The organism is Flavobacterium sp. 316, from assembly GCF_000967805.1.
Classification (GTDB): domain Bacteria; phylum Bacteroidota; class Bacteroidia; order Flavobacteriales; family Flavobacteriaceae; genus Flavobacterium; species Flavobacterium sediminilitoris.
In genome coordinates this window covers 318527-337523 of sequence record NZ_JYGZ01000001.1, presented here as the reverse complement: position 1 = coordinate 337523, position 18997 = coordinate 318527, and the positions used below count along the sequence as shown (strand labels likewise).

Here is an 18997-nt window from a genome sequence, read left to right as displayed (position 1 = left end):
TTTGGAATAATAATCTCCATCTCTTTTATTTTATCTTTCAGTATTATATATATATTTTTTATACCTCCGTTTTTAATAGACGAAACCCCCATTATCATGTATAATATTGAAAATATACCTGGGAAAGATTTTATAAAATATATTGCATACTTTTTCACTGGCTTATTAATTGTATTTTTTAATATTTCATTAATTAAAAACACAGATAATTCCGAGACAAACATAACTGGAAAAATTTGTTTATTAATCTCCGGAATATTTTATTCTTCTTTAGGTGTAATAAACTTTTCTAATGAATGGGATGATCTAAATATGTTCCAATCCTTATTTACACTGCCAATAGGTATTCTAGGTCTTTTCTTTTTATGTTTTGATTTTGAAAAAATTTCAAAATTATATAAGTTTAAAAAAGGATTAATTATAATAACCTTTTATTTAATAATAGAGTCTATCGTGAATTTTATATTCATAATCAATAACTATCCATATAACCCGATAATTGCAAAATTAAGTTGGTTAATTTACTTTACAAGTTTTGGTTTTATTGGATTAAGTCTATTATTTAAAAGATAGAACCTATATATTTATTGATTTTTCTTTTGAATTTTGCATAGCCTTTATTATCTTCGAACACAATTAGTAACCTTAAGCATTTAAAAATGTTAGAAGAAAAGAATGATAACCTGCCTCAAGCAGACGGACAAGAAAAACAAGAGTCACAGGAAAATGTAATTAAAATCAATCAAWCAGCATTAGATGAGATTGACAATTCCAATGCAGAAGAGAATGAAGACGACTCGATTCAGGATAAACATATCATACCCATGCTGGACTATGATTCTCTTTCTATGGAAGAACTTACTGCTGAATTAGATAAGTTAGTTCACAATCATAAGGTAATGGCAATTAAAGATCATGTAGAAGAAATTAGAAAATCTTTCATGAATCAATATCACGACCTTATTGATGAAAAAAGAGATGAATTTAATAGTTCAAATACTGATGAGAATTCAACTTTTGAATATCATTTCCCTTTAAAAAATAAATTTGATAGTGTATATGATGATTATAAAACAAATAGAAATAATCATTATAATCAGCTTCAAAAAAACTTAAAAAACAATTTAACCATTCGAAACGAGATAATTGAAGATTTAAAATTACTTGTTGATGGTAACGACGAATCACTTTCTATAAGTGATATGTTTAAAAAATTAAATGAAATTCGGGAACAATGGAAAGCTGCAGGAGCAATTCCAAGAGATAAATACAACATTGTTTGGAACAACTTCCATTTCCACATTGAGCGTTTTTATGATTTAATGCATTTAGATAAAGAAGCACGAGATCAAGACCTTAAAAACAATTTAGAGCAAAAACAAGGAATAATAGAGCGAGCAAAAGAATTATTGAGTGAAACCGATATAATGAAAGCGTTTCGTGAGTTACAATTATTACATCGTGTTTGGAAAGAAGAAATTGGACCTGTAGATAGAGAACATCGCGAAATTATTTGGAATGAATTTAGTGAAATAACAAAACAAATTCATGACAAACGTGAAATCTATTTTGGACAAGCAAAAGAACGTGAAGTTGAAAATTTAGCACGAAAAAAAGAGATTATAAAACAAATTAATCTTTTAGGAAACGAAAAGATACATTCACATAGTGGTTGGCAAACGCAAATAAAGAAAATGGAAGCGCTTCGTGAAAACTTTTTTAAGGCTGGGAAAATTCCTGTTGAAGTTACCGAACAAACATGGAGTGAATTCAAAACCGAAGTAAGAGCATTTAATGCAAATAAAAATGCATTTTATAAAGATATAAAACACGAACAACAAGAAAATCTAAACAAAAAACTAGCCCTTGTTGAAAAAGCCCAATCTTTAAAAGATAGTGAAGATTTTGGAGGTACAACTCCTGTAATGAAAAAAATCCAAGATGACTGGAAAAAAATAGGACATGTACCTCGTAAATATTCAGATAAAATTTGGAAAGATTTTAAAGATGCTTGTAATCACTATTTTGATCGCATGCACAAAATGAGAAATGCAGAAAATGAAGAAGAAGTTACTGCATTTGATAATAAAAAAGAATATTTAGAAAACTTAAAAACATTTGAACTAACTGGTGATCATAAAATCGATTTAGATGCAATAAAAGATCATATTGAAACATGGAAATCTATAGGAAAAGTTCCATTTAATAGAAGACATATTGAAGGAAAGTTTAATAAAATTTTAGATGCCTTATTTGAAAAACTTAGTCTTTCTAAAAAAGATACTGAAATGATGAAGTTTAACGCTAAGTTAGACCAGTGGGTTTCTAATGAAGATGATAGATCAATTGAAAAAGAACAATTTTTTATTAGAAAGAAAATAGACGAAGTACAAAATGAAATCTTCCAATTAGAAAATAATATTCAATTTATAAGTAGTAGTTCAAAAGGAGAAAATCCTTTTATTAAAGAGGTACAAAAAAGTATTGAACGACATAAAGATGAATTAAAATTATGGAAAGAAAAGCTAAGAAAGCTTAGAGACATATAAAGAATACATTAAACTTTTAAAAAACCCGTTATGATATACCATAACGGGTTTTTTACGTAATAAATGCAAAACTTTAACAAAATATATAATAAATGTGTATCTTTTTAACATTCTAATATAATACATTTGGGTTAAACAAATAAACAATAAAAACTTTATATATAACTCGTAAATTTTATATTAAGCCTAAACAAGAGAGTGTTAAAACATGAAAATCAAAACTTTAACTTTAATAATCTTTTTATTAATTGCTTTCAACATCAATGGACAAATAAAAATTACTGGACAAATCCATAGTAATGAAAATATTCCCGTTCCTTTTGCAGAAATAATATTAGTTTCAAAAGATAGCATACCTTTAAAAAGTGAATTATCCGATGAAAATGGAATGTTTACTATAGAAAGTGAAAGAGAGAGTTTCATTTTACAAATAAGACAAATAGGAGATATTTTATATAACAAAGAGTTTCAAATGAGCAGTAATAGTAATATAGGAATAATTAAAATTAATACAACAAAATCTTTACAAGAAGTTGTAGTCACTTTAGACAAGAAATTAATTGAGAGAAAAGTTGATCGATTAGTTTTTAATGTTGAAAATAGTGTTTCTGCAAGCGGTGGAGATGGTTTAGAGGCTTTAAAGATAACACCTGGTCTAAGAGTAAACAATGATCAAATATCAATGATTGGAAAAAGTAGTATGAACGTAATGATTAATGATAGACTAATCAATTTATCAGGAGAAGATTTAACTAGTTTTTTAAAAAATCTAAAATCTGACGAAATTAAAAAAATTGAAGTAATCACAAGTCCGCCTGCAAAATATGATGCACAAGGGAATAGTGGATTAATAAATATTGTAACAAAAAAAGTAAAAAATAATACTTTTAATGGGAACCTAAATAGTTCTCTTTCTCAATCAAAAACATCAATAGGTTCTGGTGGTTTAAATTTAAACTATAGAAAAAACAATTTAACGCTAACTTCGGATGTAAATTATTCTAATGGAAGTATGAAACCATATCAAGAGTATACAATTAAATATCCAAACTATATTTGGGAAGAAGAAAGTTTTAGAAAAAGCTTTTCAAATTCATTAAGTACCAGATCTACTATTGATTATAAAATTTCCTCAAAAACAAGAATTGGCGGAGAATATTCATTTTCAAATAGTTTACCATTAATAAAAACTAAAAACAATTCATTTATTTATAATAATTCAAAAATGTTAGATTCTTTAATAAAAAATGAATCTAGAATTGAAATAAAAAGAAAGACAAATACATATAATGCATATTATATAACCCATTTAGACACACTAGGACGAAAAATAAATTTTGACATTGATTATGTAAACTATGAATCTGAAACAAATAATGATTTTTATAGTAATTCCTTTTTCCCTAATGGAACAATAAAACCCAATAACTATTTTGCTGCTAATAATTTTAGTGATTTAAAAATTGACATTGTTACAACTCGATTAGATTTTGATTATCCTACTAAGTGGATTAATCTAAATTTTGGAACAAAATTAACTTTCATTGAAAATAATAGTGAAGTACAATTTTACAATACAACTTCAGGGACGCCTGTCGAAGATCCATTACAATCTAATACATTTAACTATAAAGAAAGAATACAGGCTCTATACTTTTCAGGAACAAAAAATTTAACCGAAAAACTTGACATTCAATTTGGACTTAGAGCTGAAAACACTCAAACGAAAGGAACTTCTCAAACTTTAAGTCAAGTAAACAAAAATGATTACTTCAAACTATTTCCCACCCTATATCTAAATTACATGATTAATGATTATAAAATCATTTCATTGAATTACAATAAAAGAATTAATAGACCATCATATAACAACTTAAACCCTTTTAGATTTTATTCAACTTCTTTTAACTATTCAGAAGGAAACCCTTTTTTACAACCATATATGACTAATAACTTCGAATTAGCATATATCTATAAAAAATCATATTCTTTACTATATATTTCTCATATAAAAAATGGATTTGATCAAGTTACTTATACAGATCCTAACTCAATTATTCAAAGAGTTACTCCAAATAATTTTTATAATCAAATTAACTATGGCTTTCTAGAAGCCTATTCCTTTAAAGTAAAAAGTTACTGGGAAAATAATAGTGATATTTCTATCTTTTATTATAAAACGGATTCAGATATTGACTCTATTATTCCTGATATATCTAACTGGTCTGGTAGTTTTAACACTAACAATACTTTTATTTTAGATGAAGAAAAAAAATATAAATTAAGCTTAGGCTTCATGTATAATTTACCTTCAATAGCAGGAAGTTACAAACTATCTAGCTTTTATCGCTTAAATTTAGGATTTAAAACAAATTTTCTCAATAAGAATTTACAATTATCTATTAATGCTATAGATATTTTAAAAACGGATAAACAAACATTTACACAATATGTAAATAACATTAAACAAGTTAACCTTGACTATAGAGATGTTAGAAGAATAAGAATATCACTAGTATACAGTTTTGGTAAAGAACTAAAAATTAAGAATAGAGTTGGTAGTAATAAAGAAGAAAAACAAAGAATTAAATAAGTATTTGATAATCTATTTTTACAGTGTACAATGTAAAAATAGATTTTTTAAATAGACCATTGCTTGCAAGCAAAAGAGTGAAAACAAAAGAATTAATCTCTATAAACTATGATTCAATGTTTAACACAAAAATTATAAAATTATGTTTACATTTAGAAAAAAAGACACTAATTTATTAGTGAAAAAGTCTGGATTAATTGAAAATGAGGCTTTAAAAAATGCAATTTTAGATCTTGAAAATGAAGCAGTAGGAGGTTTTACAGGCTACCGAGAACTAGCTTATGAAAGATATATTTTCGAAAAAATAATTCATGAGATAAATTAATTCTAATTAGAGTAGAGTCTGTATATATTTATGCAGACTCTACTTCTTATTCAATAACCTTATATATCTAAATTATGAATATAGAAGCCTTAGTTGTCAAAATCGCTAGTAGATGTAATATAAATTGCACTTATTGTTATATGTATAATCATGCTGATCAATCATATAAATCGCAACCAAAGTTTATGTCGAAAGAAACAATATTAAACTTAAAAAATAAAATAAAAAATCATTGTGTAAAACATGAATTGAAGAAGTTTTATATAATACTTCATGGGGGAGAACCTTTACTAACTGATGTTAATGATTTAAGGTATTTTTTAGAAACACTTAGTAGTTTAGATAAGGAATCTTCAATAAATATAAATTTTGCAGTACAAACTAATGGTATATTAATTAGTGAAGAGCATTGTAAATTACTTAATGAATATAATGTAGGTGTTGGCATAAGTTTAGATGGAAATGAAAAAATTAATAATCAATATAGAGTTGATAAAAAAGGAAATGGAACCTTTGAAAATGTAAAAAAAGGAATTGAAGTTGCAAAAAAACATCTCAATCACCCCATAGGTTGCTTATCTGTAGTAAATTTAGAAGCATCTCCTATTGAATCTTATGAAACATTCAAAAGTTTAAGTTTTACTGGTATAAACTTTTTATTATTAGATGAAAACTATGATACTTTAAGTAATGATGATACCATAATATCAGATCTTAAAAATTCAAATTGGCTGATTGAATTATTTGATTATTGGTATAAATTAGATGATAAGGAAAGACTTCGAATAAGAAAGTTTGAAGATATAATTAGTTATATTCTTGGAAGTGAAAGAGGAACAGAAAGTGCTGGAAAAGGAGAAAATAAGATTGCCGTTGTAGAAACAAATGGAGATATAGAGCCTTTAGATGTTTTAAAAATATGTGGTGAAGAATTTACAAAACATAAATTTAATCTTGCTACAAATGAGTTAGACGACGTATTTCATAGCGATTTAATAAAAGCATATTATAATAGTAAAAAATATTTAGCCAAAAAATGTTTAGCCTGTCCTGTAAATGAAGTTTGTGGAGGAGGTTATTTACCACATAGATATAATTCAAAAAATGGATTTAATAACCCATCTATTTATTGCAAAGATTTATTAAAAGTAATTACACATATACAAAATGTAATAATTGATGATATTCCAAATGAAATAATCGAGGAATCAGGAGTAAAAAAAGTTACTTATGAAGAAGCTTTAGAGATGATTGAAAATAATATTCCTAATATAGAGCCTACTGGATATATGGATTTATTAGAAAGTTTTAGGAAAAATGAATTAATAACTAATTAAAAAAAAAATGAAAGTAATATTCTCAAACAACGATTTAGAGCTATTAAATGGCTGTAAAAATAATATTAAAAATAATATTATCAAGAACTCTATTAACGCATTAGACACTAAAAATACAATACTCACACAATATAGAGAATTAATATTTGAAAGAGTTGGTTTTGAAAAAATGATCCGAGAATAAAATAAATAGTATGAAAAAATGTCCTAATAATGATAGCAAAAATTCAAATGAAGTAATAGGATATTACAATAAAGATGGTATTCTTATTTATCTTGATTCAAGTTCAAAAAGTAATTTATCCAGAAATAATGCTCGATTATCTGCTACCTGTGAAACAAAAGAATGTACTAATTGGACAGGAAAAGAATGTTCAATTCCATCTAAAATTTTAAACAATATTAAAAATACAATAATTTATAATTCTGAAAACTGCATAATAAGAGACAAATGCAGATGGTATTATCAAGAAGGTATTAAAATATGTAAAGTTTGCCCAGTAATAAAATGATAAAAAAATTTCCTTTCTTTAAACAATTAGATAGTCAAGATTGCGGTTTCGCATGCCTAAAAATGATAGGTAAATATTATAATAATAATTTTGGTATTGATAATGATACTATTATAAATTCAAATTTACTTAAACAAGGCATATCCATATCAGATTTAGAAAAAACATCAAAAGAATTAGGTTTTAAAACTTTAACTGTAAAATTAGATTTAGTAAAAGCAGTAGAAAATATTTCTACTCCAGCTATCTTTTTTTGGAATCAAAATCATTTTGTAGTTGTATATAAAATTGAAAAAAATAAAATTTATGTTGCTGATCCTGCTTTTGGGAAAACAGTATACAAAAAAGATGAATTCTTAAAAGGTTGGACACAAAACGAAAAAGAAGGTATAATTCTATTATTAGAACCTACTGAAGCTATATTTAATAATACTAATACTAACGGAGATAAAAAAGTAAATTTAAATTATGTAACTAAGTATTTAAGAAACCATAAGATACAATTAGTATTAATTTCATTAACTCTATTACTATCTTCTTGTATAGAACTTATTTTCCCTTTTTTTACACAAAAAATTATAGATAAAGGTGTGTTATTTAAAGACCTAAACTTTATATATTTAGTTCTATTAGCACAAGTAATTGTTTTTATAAGCAAAATATCATTAGAATTTTATAGATCATGGCTCTTTATTCATATAAGTAGTAGAATTAGTTTATCTATCATTTCTGATTTTCTTATTAAATTAATGAAATTACCCATTCGATTCTTTAATTCAAAAAATATAGGTGATTTAATACAAAGAATACAAGATCATAAACGAATTGAAGGTTTTTTATCAAAAGATTTAATTCAAACTATATTCTCTTTCTTTAGTATATTAATATATACATCAATATTATTTTACTTTAATTTAAGCATCTTTTTAGTTGTTGTTATTGGTACAATTATAGAGTTAATATGGATTTTTAGTTTTTTAGAAAAAATAAGAATTAATGATCATAAAAATTTTGCTCTTCAGTCTAATGATCAAAATAAAATATATGAATTAATCTCCTCAATACAGGAAATTAAATTAAATAATCTAGAAAAACAAAAAACAGAACAGTGGCAAAAAATTCAAAAGAATTTATATCTTAACAATATTGAAAAATTAAAAATTACACAAAAATATGAAAGCTATAGATTTGTTAGTTTCTTTCAAACAATTTTAGTTGTGTTTTTTGCTTCAATAGCCGTTATGAACGGAAGTTTAACAATAGGAACAATGTTGTCTATAATGTTTATTCTAGGAGGCTTAAATGGTCCAATAGGTCAATTTATTAATTTTGTTTTACAGTTTCAGCTTGTAAAAGTAAGTTTTGAAAGGCTAAACGAAATTCACAATAAAAAGGATGAAGAAAATTTATCTGAAATAAATGAATTAAACAATATTCTAGATTTACAATTAGAAAACGTTGATTTCTCATATGACAACAAAACACTTATCTTAAAAAATATTAATTTAACCATTCCAAAAAACAAAACTACTGCCATTGTAGGAGTTAGTGGAAGCGGAAAAACATCTCTTCTAAAATTATTATTAAAATTTCACAAACAAAGAAGCGGTAATATTAAAGTTGGCGAACACGATATCAACGAAATAAATAACCAATTATGGCGAAATAAATGCGGTGTAATTCTTCAAGATAGTGTTATTTTTTCAGACACAATAAAATATAATATTACTTTAAACGAAGAACCCGATCTAAATAAATTCAATAAAGCATTAGAATTAGCAAATATAAAATCATTTGTAGATGGACTTCCATTAAAAGAGAACACAATAATTGGTCCAGAAGGAGTTGGAATAAGTCAAGGTCAAAAACAGAGAATGTTTATTGCTAGAGCTATCTATAAAAACCCAGACTATTTATTCTTTGATGAAGCAACTAATGCATTAGATGCTGAAAATGAAAAAATAATTGTTAATAATATAGATTCTTATTTTCAAAATAAAACCATGATAATTGTTGCTCATAGATTATCAACTGTAAAAAATGCTGATCAAATAATTGTATTGGACAATGGAGACTTAATTGAACGAGGAACGCATGATGAATTAATACAATTAAGAGGGAAATATTATAGCTTAATTAAAAATCAATTAGAACTAGGAGAATAATGAAAAATAACAATGACATCCTTGGAAAAATTTCACCTAAATTTACAGTAATAGGAATTATTATATCTATTTTTAGTATCCTTTCAATTATTTTAGCTTTTAAAATATTATTTTATTAGCTAACTCAATTATAAATAATACGGTTAATCTTTTTAATTCTCACCATATTATTTATTAATTTTCACATCGCTACAAACACAAAAAAAGACCCTGTTTTTGAAAAAGTACGTATTTATACGTATAAAAAAACACTAAAAATACGTATTTATACGTATTGACTCGTGTTATATGATAACTTAACTTTGGAAGTACAGGTTAAGTCATAAACAATAATTTTATAACTAAACCTATAAAATTAAATAAAACATATAATACGAAAAAGTATGAGAACTTTAAAAATGAGTATAAAAAATAATGGAAAAACTATAGGGTTTAAAATTGATAGAGAAATTATAGAAGGATTATATATTACTTTCGATTTAGATAAAGTAACAGATAATTATAATAATTTTAATATTAAATATGATAGTACTGTTCAAAATGAAATTGCAATCAAAGGATATAATAAGAAAAATGTTATCATTCTAAATTTTAAATTAGATAATGATAATCATGTGCAATATATTATAGGGAAGAATATGTGTATTAAAGAATTCAATAAAATTGCTGATAATATAGTACCTTCTTACTTCAAGGATAAAATTAAAGAGTTCTTAAATAAATACAATCAAAATATAGACACTAAATTATTTACGTTACAGGCTCAAACAAATAATACTTATTACTCTATAAGTTCATAGATTAACAATTAATCACTTATATCTCATTCTTATTTAAAATACAAAAATCCCAAGTATGTACTATACTTGGGATTTTATATATGTATTCTTATCTTTTATTATTAAGACAAAGCTGCTTTTACTTGATCAGCTGCTTCTTGAAATTGAACAGCAGATAAAATTGGCATTCCAGAATTATCAATTAATTCTTTAGCAATTTCAGCATTAGTACCTTGTAATCTTACAATAATTGGCACTTTAATTGCATCACCCATGTTTTTATATGCATCAACTACACCTTGCGCAACTCTATCACAACGAACAATTCCACCAAAGATGTTAATTAAAATAGCTTTTACGTTAGGATCTTTTAAGATAATACGGAAAGCTGTTTCAACACGTTTTGCATCGGCTGTTCCTCCTACATCTAGGAAGTTAGCTGGTTCAAAACCTGCATATTTAATTAAATCCATAGTTGCCATTGCTAATCCAGCACCATTAACCATACATCCTACTGTTCCATCAAGATCAACATAGTTTAATCCTACTTCTTTAGCTTCAACTTCAATTGGATTTTCTTCACGAACATCACGTAAATCAGCTAAATCTTTATGACGGAATAATGCATTGTCATCTAAATCTACTTTTGCATCAACAGCAATAATTTTATCATCAGATGTTTTTAAAACTGGATTAATTTCAAACATTGAAGCATCAGAACCGATATAAGCTTTGTATAATGAATCTACAAATTTCACCATTTCTTTAAAAGCATTCCCTGATAAACCAAGGTTAAATGCAATTCTTCTTGCTTGAAATCCTTGCAGTCCTACTGCTGGATCAATTTCTTCTGTAAAGATTAAATGTGGAGTATGTTCAGCAACTTCTTCAATATCCATTCCTCCTTCAGTAGAATACATAATCATATTTCTACCTTTACCTCTATTTAACAAAACAGACATATAAAATTCAGACGTTTCACTTTCACCTGGATAATAAACATCTTCAGCTACTAAAACTTTATGAACTCTTTTACCTGTAGGAGGAGTTTGAGGTGTAATTAAATCCATACCAATAATTTGACCTGCAATTTCTGCAACTTGATCTAAATTTTTTGCTAATTTAACACCACCACCTTTTCCACGACCACCAGCGTGAATTTGTGCTTTAATTACATGCCAACCTGTTCCTGTTTCAGCAGTTAATTGTTTTGCAGCAGCTACAGCTTCTTCTGCATTATTTGCAACATGACCACGTTGTATTCTAACACCGTAACTTGCTAATATTTCTTTACCTTGATATTCGTGTAAATTCATAATATAATAGGTTTTTTTCTTTTTAAAAAGTGCCACAAAAATAGGAAACTAATTTTTAATTGGCTAACATTTTTAAGTATTATTTAAAAGCATAACAATCTAATCTTCTAATTTTGGTTGAACAACACATTAATAAAATGTTATATTTAAAACAATTTGTTATTTTTTGTTTAATTATGTTTTATTTTTGAAGTAAAAAGTAAAAATACCTTTAATTTGCAAAAAATATTAGAATGAAAAATCAAGATTTATTACAATTAGTAGAAGAACATAGCTCTCCATTATATGTTTATAATGCTGAGAAAATAGAATCTCAATATAACAGATTAACGCAAGCTTTTTCAAAAGTTGAGCAGTTTAAAATACACTATGCTGTAAAAGCATTATCAAATTTATCTGTATTAAAGGTATTAAAAAACCTTGGTTCAGGTTTAGATACCGTTTCGTTTGAAGAAGTAATGTTAGGTTTACATGCTGGTTTTGATCCTAGTGAAATTATGTATACTCCAAATGGTGTTTCTTTAGAAGAAATTGAAAGAGTTGCTGAACTAGGTGTTCAAATTAATATTGATAATTTATCCATATTAGAACAATTTGGAACAAAACACCCAAAAACACCTGTTTGCGTAAGAATAAATCCGCATGTAATGGCTGGTGGAAACGCTAACATATCTGTAGGACATATTGATAGTAAATTTGGTATTTCTATACATCAATTGCCTCATCTTCTAAGGATAATTGAAAATACAAAAATGAATATCAATGGAATTCACATGCATACTGGTTCTGATATTCTTGATGTTGATGTCTTTTTATATGCTGCTGAAATTCTATTTGAAACAGCAAAAAACTTCAAGGAATTAGAATTTATCGACTTTGGTAGTGGTTTTAAAGTACCTTACAAAAAAGGTGATATTGAAACGAATGTAGAGGAATTTGGTAAAAAATTGACAAAACGCTTTTTAGCATTTGAAAAAGAATATGGAAGACCATTAACATTAGCTTTTGAACCTGGAAAATTTTTAGTAAGTGAAGCTGGTTATTTTTTAGCGAAAGTAAATGTAGTAAAACAAACAACTTCTACTGTTTTTGCAGGAATTGATAGTGGTTTTAATCATTTGATTAGACCAATGCTTTACGGTTCTCAACATCATATTGAAAATATTTCTAATCCAAAAGGAAAAGAGCGTTACTACTCTGTTGTGGGTTATATTTGTGAAACAGATACTTTTGCAAATAATAGAAGAATTTCTGAAATTCATGAAGGTGATATCTTATCTTTTCATAATGCAGGTGCGTATTGTTTTTCTATGGCATCTAATTATAATTCTAGAGTGAAACCAGCAGAAGTACTTTGGTTAAACGGAAAAGGACATCTAATAAGACAAAGAGAAACATTTGAAGATATTCTTCGTAATCAAGTTGAAATCGATGTTTTCAATGAAAACATTCTAGTATAAATGAAAAAAGCTTCTTTAATGAGAAGCTTTTTTTATAGAATCTATTTTATATTTAAGAAAATCCATCTCATTAATGTAGTTGATTTTATTATCGAACTTTTCAATTTGTTCGAGTTTCTTCCCATAATAAAATAAAGCACTATCTTTTTGTTTTATTATACTATAACATCTCCCTAATTCAAATAAAACGTCATTTCTTTTCACTTTTTTATAATAAACAATCGCAGAATCATATTCTTTTAATACTTCAAAACAAGCAGCTATATTATTCGCATTTAAATCTTGATCTTCTAAGTACCTAAAATAAGAACTTTCCCTACTCTCTTTCAAAACTACTAAAGCTTCTTGATATTTCTTTTGTTTATATAAAGAGAGTGCTTTATAGTTTAAAAAAGCAAACTCTTTTTTAAATTTACCATGAAGTTTATCTGCAAATAATTCAGCCTGTAAAGGATTTACTTCTAATAAACTATCCAATTTTAAAGAATAAATCTTAACTTTTTCTTCATATAAAAATTTTTCATCCTTCTCTATAGAATCAACAGAATTGTACTTTGAAGCGTATGAAAAACTAACAATCCATATTATAAAAGTTGTTAAAATACTAATAGAAGTAACCACCAAAAAAACAATTGCAAAAATTCTAATTACTTTTAGCTTCATCTACACTACAAAATAATAAAAAATATAAAACATGAAAAAAAACATACCAAAATATAATATTTTTTTTCCGTGTTTTCTATCTTCTAATGTGTGTGCAAAAATGCGCTCTCCATTAGGAAGTGTTTTTTTCTGTGTCAAAAGTAAATATCCAATTACAAAACCTAAAAACCCACCAAGAATTGCAGAACAATATCCTACGTTAATCCATATAGTTGAACGCTTTTCTGGTTTTCTTAGTTCCTCAATTCTTTTATTTTTTACTTCTAATATTTCTTGTTCTGTTATTTCAACTCCTCTAGATTTTAAAAGATTGATGGCTAATGTATAATCTAAATCATTCCATTCATCTCTTTTTTCAATAATTTCTTTTAGTTCTTCATTTGAGAATGAATACAAATAATAATCTTGCGGTAATGTTTTTAAATATTCTTCAGAATCTTTTACTATTATTTCATCTGCTTTAACAAAATCTTCTTGTGCAATTTTCACTTCAAATTCATCTAATAAACTACTACTAAAATTAGCGTCTAATGTGGATTTATTTTCAATAAACTCATTAGCTATATCATTCTTTTTAAGAAGATTTACTACATAAATTGCTGATTCTTGATTTGGATATTTTCTATAGGTTACAAATTCCATTTAATCTAATATTTCTTCCAAAACTTTAGCCTCTGTTCCGTTTGGAAGAGTAATTTTTAATTTTAAAGCTAATGTAGGTGCAATTTGAGTGATTTCTTTTTTATCATACGATTTTCCTGGCGTAATATTCCATCCATAAAACAACAGTGGTACGTGTGTGTCATAAGTATAAGGAGAACCGTGAGTTGTTCCTGTTGCACCATATTCTAAAAATGCTGGCTTTTCTAAGATTACTAATTCTCCATTTTGTATAGGATCATATCCATTTGCGATAAACTTTAAATACATATCACTTCCTGAAGCATTTAGAATTTCATCGTCTGTGTATACTCTTCTAATGAATTTTTGTTTGTATATGAATTCTTTAAATGTTTTTTTAACTTCATCTAAATCAAGATCATTAATCTTTATAAGTTCTTTATTGAAAAATATATTTGAATTTGAATAATCTAAAACAATATTTTCTCCATATTTTTCTTTAGAAAACGCTTCTAAATCATTTTTAAATTTTCTAGAATTAATAGTAGATACATCGTATTTATTGTCTTTTAAATACGTTACATTTTCTGCTCCTGCGTGATCTGCTGTTAAAAATACTAAATAATTATTCTTTCCTACTGTTTTGTCTAAATATGCTAAAAAATCAGCAATGGTTTGATCTAAGCGTAAATAAGCATCTTGTAATTCAATAGATCTTGGTCCTAAAAGATGTCCGATATAATCTGTTGAAGAAAAACTAACTGTTAGAAAATCGGTTATTTCATCTTTTCCTAAATTCTCTTTTTCAATAGCTTTCATTGCAAAATCAGCTAATAGATTATTTCCAAAAGGTGTTGATCGTAAAACACCCGCATCATTATTTTCATACATTTCCTTCATGTTGTATGGAAAAAATGGTGTTTTTTTAAACATTTTCCCTTCATAAGGATTATTATCGTTTAAACTTTCATTATAGACTTCTTTAGGTTTAAATAATTCCCATTTTGTGTTTAAATATTTTTCGTAGTTTTTCTCTTCATTAAATTTAGAAACCCAATCTGGCAAAGTAGTACCATAAAAAGTACTTGAAATAAAAGAACCGGTTTTACTGTACCAAAATGCCCAATCTGCAAAATGTCCGGCCGGAAGAATTGCTCCTCTATCTTTTAAACTTATTCCAATTACTTTTCCTTTAAAATTAGTTGACAATTTTAGCTCGTCAGTGATGGTTGTACTTAATAAATTTTTTGGAGACATTTTCCCTTCACTTTCTGTTCCATTTCCAATAGTAATTACATCTGCATCATCAGTACAATACATATCTTTTCCAATGGCTTTATTAAACCATGTATTTCCTACAATTCCATTTACACTTGGTGTTGTTCCTGTGTAAACAGCTGCATGACCTGGACCAGTGTATGTAGGCATATAATTATAGTGCATATTATGAAAAGTAAATCCTTTGTTCATTAAACGTTTGAATCCATTTTCTGAAAAATCATTTGAAAATCGATATAAATATTCCATTTTCATTTGGTCAACTACAATACCAACAACAAGTTTGGGTTTCTCTTGTGCATTGATACATGATAAATAAGTGAATGCAAGAAATACTAAAAACTTTTTCATAATTAAAAAGTATAAATATTTTGGGAATTAAATTTTGTGTAAAGTTATATAAAGTAAACGTTACTCTATCATTTCAACTATATCATAACAAAAGATAAAGTCTTCATTGTAAACGTATAATTGTGTTTTATTTTTCAAATCTTTTCGTACTATAAATGAAATTTTCACAGGAATACTTTCTATATTTTTACATAAATAAGAATTGATTTCATCTGTTTTTGAAGTTTCTTTTGGAAGATATTCTACGATTCTATAGTGTTGGATTTCGCTTGAATAGATTACAATTTTATTCTTTTCATAATCTAACTTTACGATAATATTTGTTGGTTTTGGTGTTGTCCATTTTCCCCAATCACCATTTCTATTTTTTTGAAGAACAGATAAAGATGTGGTTTTAAAATTAAATTGCTGTGCATTTAAAAAATTTACAGAAAATAATACTACGAAGACTATATATTTTAATAATTTCATCTGGATAATTTAAAAATCAAAATTACTTATTTCTTTTTTTGCAAGACGAAATTCACTCATTACATTATCAACAATAGTTTCAACAGGTAAAATATCATGAATTAATCCAGCTATTTGTCCGATTTCTAATTCTCCATCTTCTAAATCCCCTTCAAACATCCCTCTTTTTGCTCTTGCTCTTCCTAATAATGTTTTCAATTCTTCTGGAGTTGGACATTTAGCATATAATTCTTGAACTTCATTGAAAAATTTATTCTTTATTAAACGTACTGGAGCTAATTCTTTCAATGTTAATACAGTATCTCCTTCGTTTGTTTCTATGATTGTATTTTTAAAATTGTCATGTGAACTAGATTCTATTGAAGCTGCAAATCTACTTCCCATTTGAACTCCATCTGCTCCTAATGTCATAGCGGCCAACATTCCTCTTCCTGTTGCTATTCCTCCCGCAGCAATTAATGGTATAGAAATTTTTTCTCTCACCATAGGAATTAATGTTAATGTAGTCGTTTCTTCTCTTCCATTGTGTCCTCCTGCTTCAAATCCTTCAGCAACAACTGCATCAACTCCTGCTTCTTGCGCTTTTAGTGCAAACTTTGAGCTACTTACAACATGTACAACTGTAATATTATTTTCTTTTAAAAATGAAGTCCATGTTTTAGGATTTCCAGCCGAAGTGAATACTATTTTAACTCCTTCTTCTATTATAATTTGCATAATTTCTTCAATGTTTGGATATAACATTGGAACATTTATGCCAAAAGGTTTATTGGTTGCTTTTTTACATTTTTGAATATGTTCTCTTAAAACATCAGGATACATTGATCCTGCTCCAATTAACCCTAATCCTCCTGCATTACTAACAGCACTTGCTAATTTATAGCCACTGTTCCATATCATTCCTCCTTGTATTATTGGATATTTTATATTGAAAAGTTGTGTGATTTTATTCATTATTGTTTGATTAATTTTCCTTGCAAGTTAATATTATTAGAAGAAAAATCATAGAGATAAATTCCTGATGATAATGTTTCTAATTGAATATCTTGTTCGTCATTAATAACATTAACATCTAAAACTTTCATTCCCAAATTATTATACAAAACAAACTTTCCTATTACATTTTTATTTTGTTTAATCTTCAATACATTAGTAAATGGATTTGGATAAATTGAAACAACAGAAAGAGTTACGTTTTGAGATGATAGTACATTTGTAATTGCTAACTGAAAGTCTGGAACTCCGTATCCTTTGTATTGATCTGGTGTTGAAAATTGATCGGCTGACTCTTTTACATATTTTATAACTTGAGATGCTGTTAAATTTGGAACAGCAGACCAAAATGAAGCAATCATTCCTGCCAAAATAGGGCTAGCAAAAGAAGTTCCATTTCCATTAGAAAGTATATTTCCCGATGGATTACTTATTGTTACTCCTTGCCCTTTAGCACATACATCGGGTTTTACTCTTCCATCAAATGAAGTTCCAATTGAACTAAAGGAAGCGTAACTTTCTGTATTAGTTACTGCTCCTACTGCTAATATATTCTCTGCATCAGCAGGAATACTAATATGCTTTTCTTGTTTATTTCCGTCATTACCTGCGCTCACTACACAAACAATTCCTTTTGACATAGCTAAAGAAGCACCACGAGATGCAAATCCTATTTCACCATTGCGTTTTGAATAATCATAACTATAATTTATGTTATCATAATTAGTATAGCCTAATGATGAGTTTATTATGTCAACTCCTAAACTATCAGCCATTTCTAGTGCTTCTACCCAATACGATTCTTCAACAGGATTTTCTGATGTTGAATCTTCTGTAATAAACAAATAATATTGAGCATCAGGAGCTGTTCCTACAAGTTCTCCATCAGAAAATCCTCCCATTGTAGAAAGTACATTTGTCCCATGATAGTGTCTAGTATAAATATTTGTATCTCTATCAGGAAAATTGTATCCTCCTAAAATTAAATTATTATCAAAAAGTCTTTGAAATGGTTGTGCAGTATTAACTCCTGGAAATCCAGCATCAAGAATAGCAATTATTTTTCCTTGACCTGTATAATCTTGTTCGTGTAGTAAATGTCCGTTTAACATTTGAATTTGATTATTTGAGTTCCCGTAATTAAAATCTGCTAAGACTTCAAATTTATCATAAATATTATTCGCTCTTTGAGCATTTGACGATCTATTTGATGGATTTAATGTATGATTTGCAAACTGAATATGATCTACAAAGTTATAATTTGTTAGCGCTTGAATATCTGTTTGTGTTCCTCTAATATGTAATGCATTTAACCATTTTGACTTGGCTAAAACCGAGATTCCTGAAGTATTTTCAATTTCATTTATATATATTATTGAAATAGGGATATCTAAATCGTCTAATTGAATATTTTGGTTTGTTCTTCTATCTAATGCTCTTTGAGAAAGCATTTCAAGTGGATTATTCATATAATAAGATGCATCAGGCTTATCTGTAAAATAAACCCATGCATCTTCTTGTGCTATTATTATTCCTGTAAAAAAAACAAATAGTAATTGTAATTTTATATTCATGTTTACATAT

The 18997-nt window shown here is 26.8% G+C and carries 17 protein-coding genes; 10 read left to right on the top strand and 7 right to left on the bottom strand.

The window, feature by feature from the left end; genetic code table 11:
• Positions 1-96 precede the first annotated feature (96 nt).
• The 9 genes from SY27_RS01520 to SY27_RS01485 all read left to right on the top strand — a co-directional run bounded on the left by SY27_RS01520 (position 97) and on the right by SY27_RS01485 (position 10281).
• Positions 97-573 (top strand): hypothetical protein, encoded by a 477-nt coding sequence (locus SY27_RS01520; RefSeq protein WP_161794109.1) that lies wholly within the window; start codon positions 97-99, stop codon positions 571-573.
• Positions 574-659: 86 nt separating this feature from the next.
• Positions 660-2549: a DUF349 domain-containing protein gene (locus SY27_RS01515; RefSeq protein ID WP_045966754.1), complete on the top strand. Its 1890-nt coding sequence runs from the start codon at positions 660-662 to the stop codon at positions 2547-2549.
• A gap of 208 nt (positions 2550-2757) precedes the next feature.
• Complete coding sequence (locus SY27_RS01510) at positions 2758-5142, top strand: TonB-dependent receptor domain-containing protein (RefSeq protein ID WP_052705067.1); 2385 nt, start codon at positions 2758-2760, stop codon at positions 5140-5142.
• Between the two features lie 142 nt (positions 5143-5284).
• Positions 5285-5467 (top strand): hypothetical protein, encoded by a 183-nt coding sequence (locus SY27_RS01505; RefSeq protein ID WP_045966752.1) that lies wholly within the window; start codon positions 5285-5287, stop codon positions 5465-5467.
• Positions 5468-5541: 74 nt separating this feature from the next.
• A complete protein-coding gene (locus tag SY27_RS01500; protein WP_082084285.1) occupies positions 5542-6804 on the top strand; it encodes a radical SAM protein in 1263 nt (420 codons plus the stop codon).
• Positions 6805-6811: 7 nt separating this feature from the next.
• The gene (locus SY27_RS18755; RefSeq protein ID WP_161794108.1) at positions 6812-6988 is read left to right on the top strand and encodes a hypothetical protein; all 177 of its coding nucleotides are present in this window, start codon (positions 6812-6814) and stop codon (positions 6986-6988) included.
• A gap of 10 nt (positions 6989-6998) precedes the next feature.
• Complete coding sequence (locus SY27_RS01495; RefSeq protein WP_045966748.1) at positions 6999-7316, top strand: hypothetical protein; 318 nt, start codon at positions 6999-7001, stop codon at positions 7314-7316.
• Positions 7313-9481 carry a peptidase domain-containing ABC transporter gene (locus SY27_RS01490; protein WP_052705066.1) on the top strand — a complete coding sequence of 723 codons (2169 nt, stop codon included), beginning with the start codon at positions 7313-7315 and terminating at the stop codon, positions 9479-9481. The genes SY27_RS01495 and SY27_RS01490 overlap by 4 nt, the downstream gene beginning before the upstream one ends.
• Positions 9482-9879: 398 nt before the next feature.
• Positions 9880-10281, top strand: a complete 402-nt coding sequence (locus SY27_RS01485; RefSeq protein ID WP_152640675.1) for a hypothetical protein — start codon at positions 9880-9882, stop codon at positions 10279-10281.
• A gap of 101 nt (positions 10282-10382) precedes the next feature.
• On the opposite strand, the gene sucC is transcribed toward SY27_RS01485, so the two are convergent.
• Entirely contained in the window at positions 10383-11576 is a 1194-nt protein-coding gene (sucC, locus tag SY27_RS01480) for an ADP-forming succinate--CoA ligase subunit beta (protein ID WP_045966744.1), read from the bottom strand.
• Between the two features lie 233 nt (positions 11577-11809).
• Here sucC and lysA point away from each other — a divergent pair, with 233 nt between their 5' ends.
• Complete coding sequence (gene lysA / locus SY27_RS01475) at positions 11810-13036, top strand: diaminopimelate decarboxylase (RefSeq protein WP_045966742.1); 1227 nt, start codon at positions 11810-11812, stop codon at positions 13034-13036.
• Positions 13037-13051: 15 nt separating this feature from the next.
• On the opposite strand, the gene SY27_RS01470 is transcribed toward lysA, so the two are convergent.
• Genes SY27_RS01470 through SY27_RS01445 form a run of 6 tightly spaced genes read right to left on the bottom strand, consistent with a single transcriptional unit; the run spans position 13052 to position 18987 of the window.
• Positions 13052-13699: a M48 family metallopeptidase gene (locus tag SY27_RS01470; protein WP_045966740.1), complete on the bottom strand. Its 648-nt coding sequence runs from the start codon at positions 13697-13699 to the stop codon at positions 13052-13054.
• Positions 13700-14341 (bottom strand): hypothetical protein, encoded by a 642-nt coding sequence (locus tag SY27_RS01465; RefSeq protein WP_045966739.1) that lies wholly within the window; start codon positions 14339-14341, stop codon positions 13700-13702. It abuts the gene before it with no gap.
• Positions 14342-15949: an alkaline phosphatase PafA gene (gene pafA / locus SY27_RS01460; RefSeq protein ID WP_045966737.1), complete on the bottom strand. Its 1608-nt coding sequence runs from the start codon at positions 15947-15949 to the stop codon at positions 14342-14344.
• Between the two features lie 60 nt (positions 15950-16009).
• A complete protein-coding gene (locus tag SY27_RS01455) occupies positions 16010-16420 on the bottom strand; it encodes a hypothetical protein (protein ID WP_045966735.1) in 411 nt (136 codons plus the stop codon).
• Positions 16421-16429: 9 nt separating this feature from the next.
• Positions 16430-17374, bottom strand: a complete 945-nt coding sequence (locus tag SY27_RS01450; protein ID WP_045966733.1) for a nitronate monooxygenase family protein — start codon at positions 17372-17374, stop codon at positions 16430-16432.
• Complete coding sequence (locus SY27_RS01445; RefSeq protein ID WP_045966731.1) at positions 17374-18987, bottom strand: S8 family serine peptidase; 1614 nt, start codon at positions 18985-18987, stop codon at positions 17374-17376. The genes SY27_RS01450 and SY27_RS01445 overlap by 1 nt, the downstream gene beginning before the upstream one ends.
• Positions 18988-18997 lie beyond the last annotated feature (10 nt).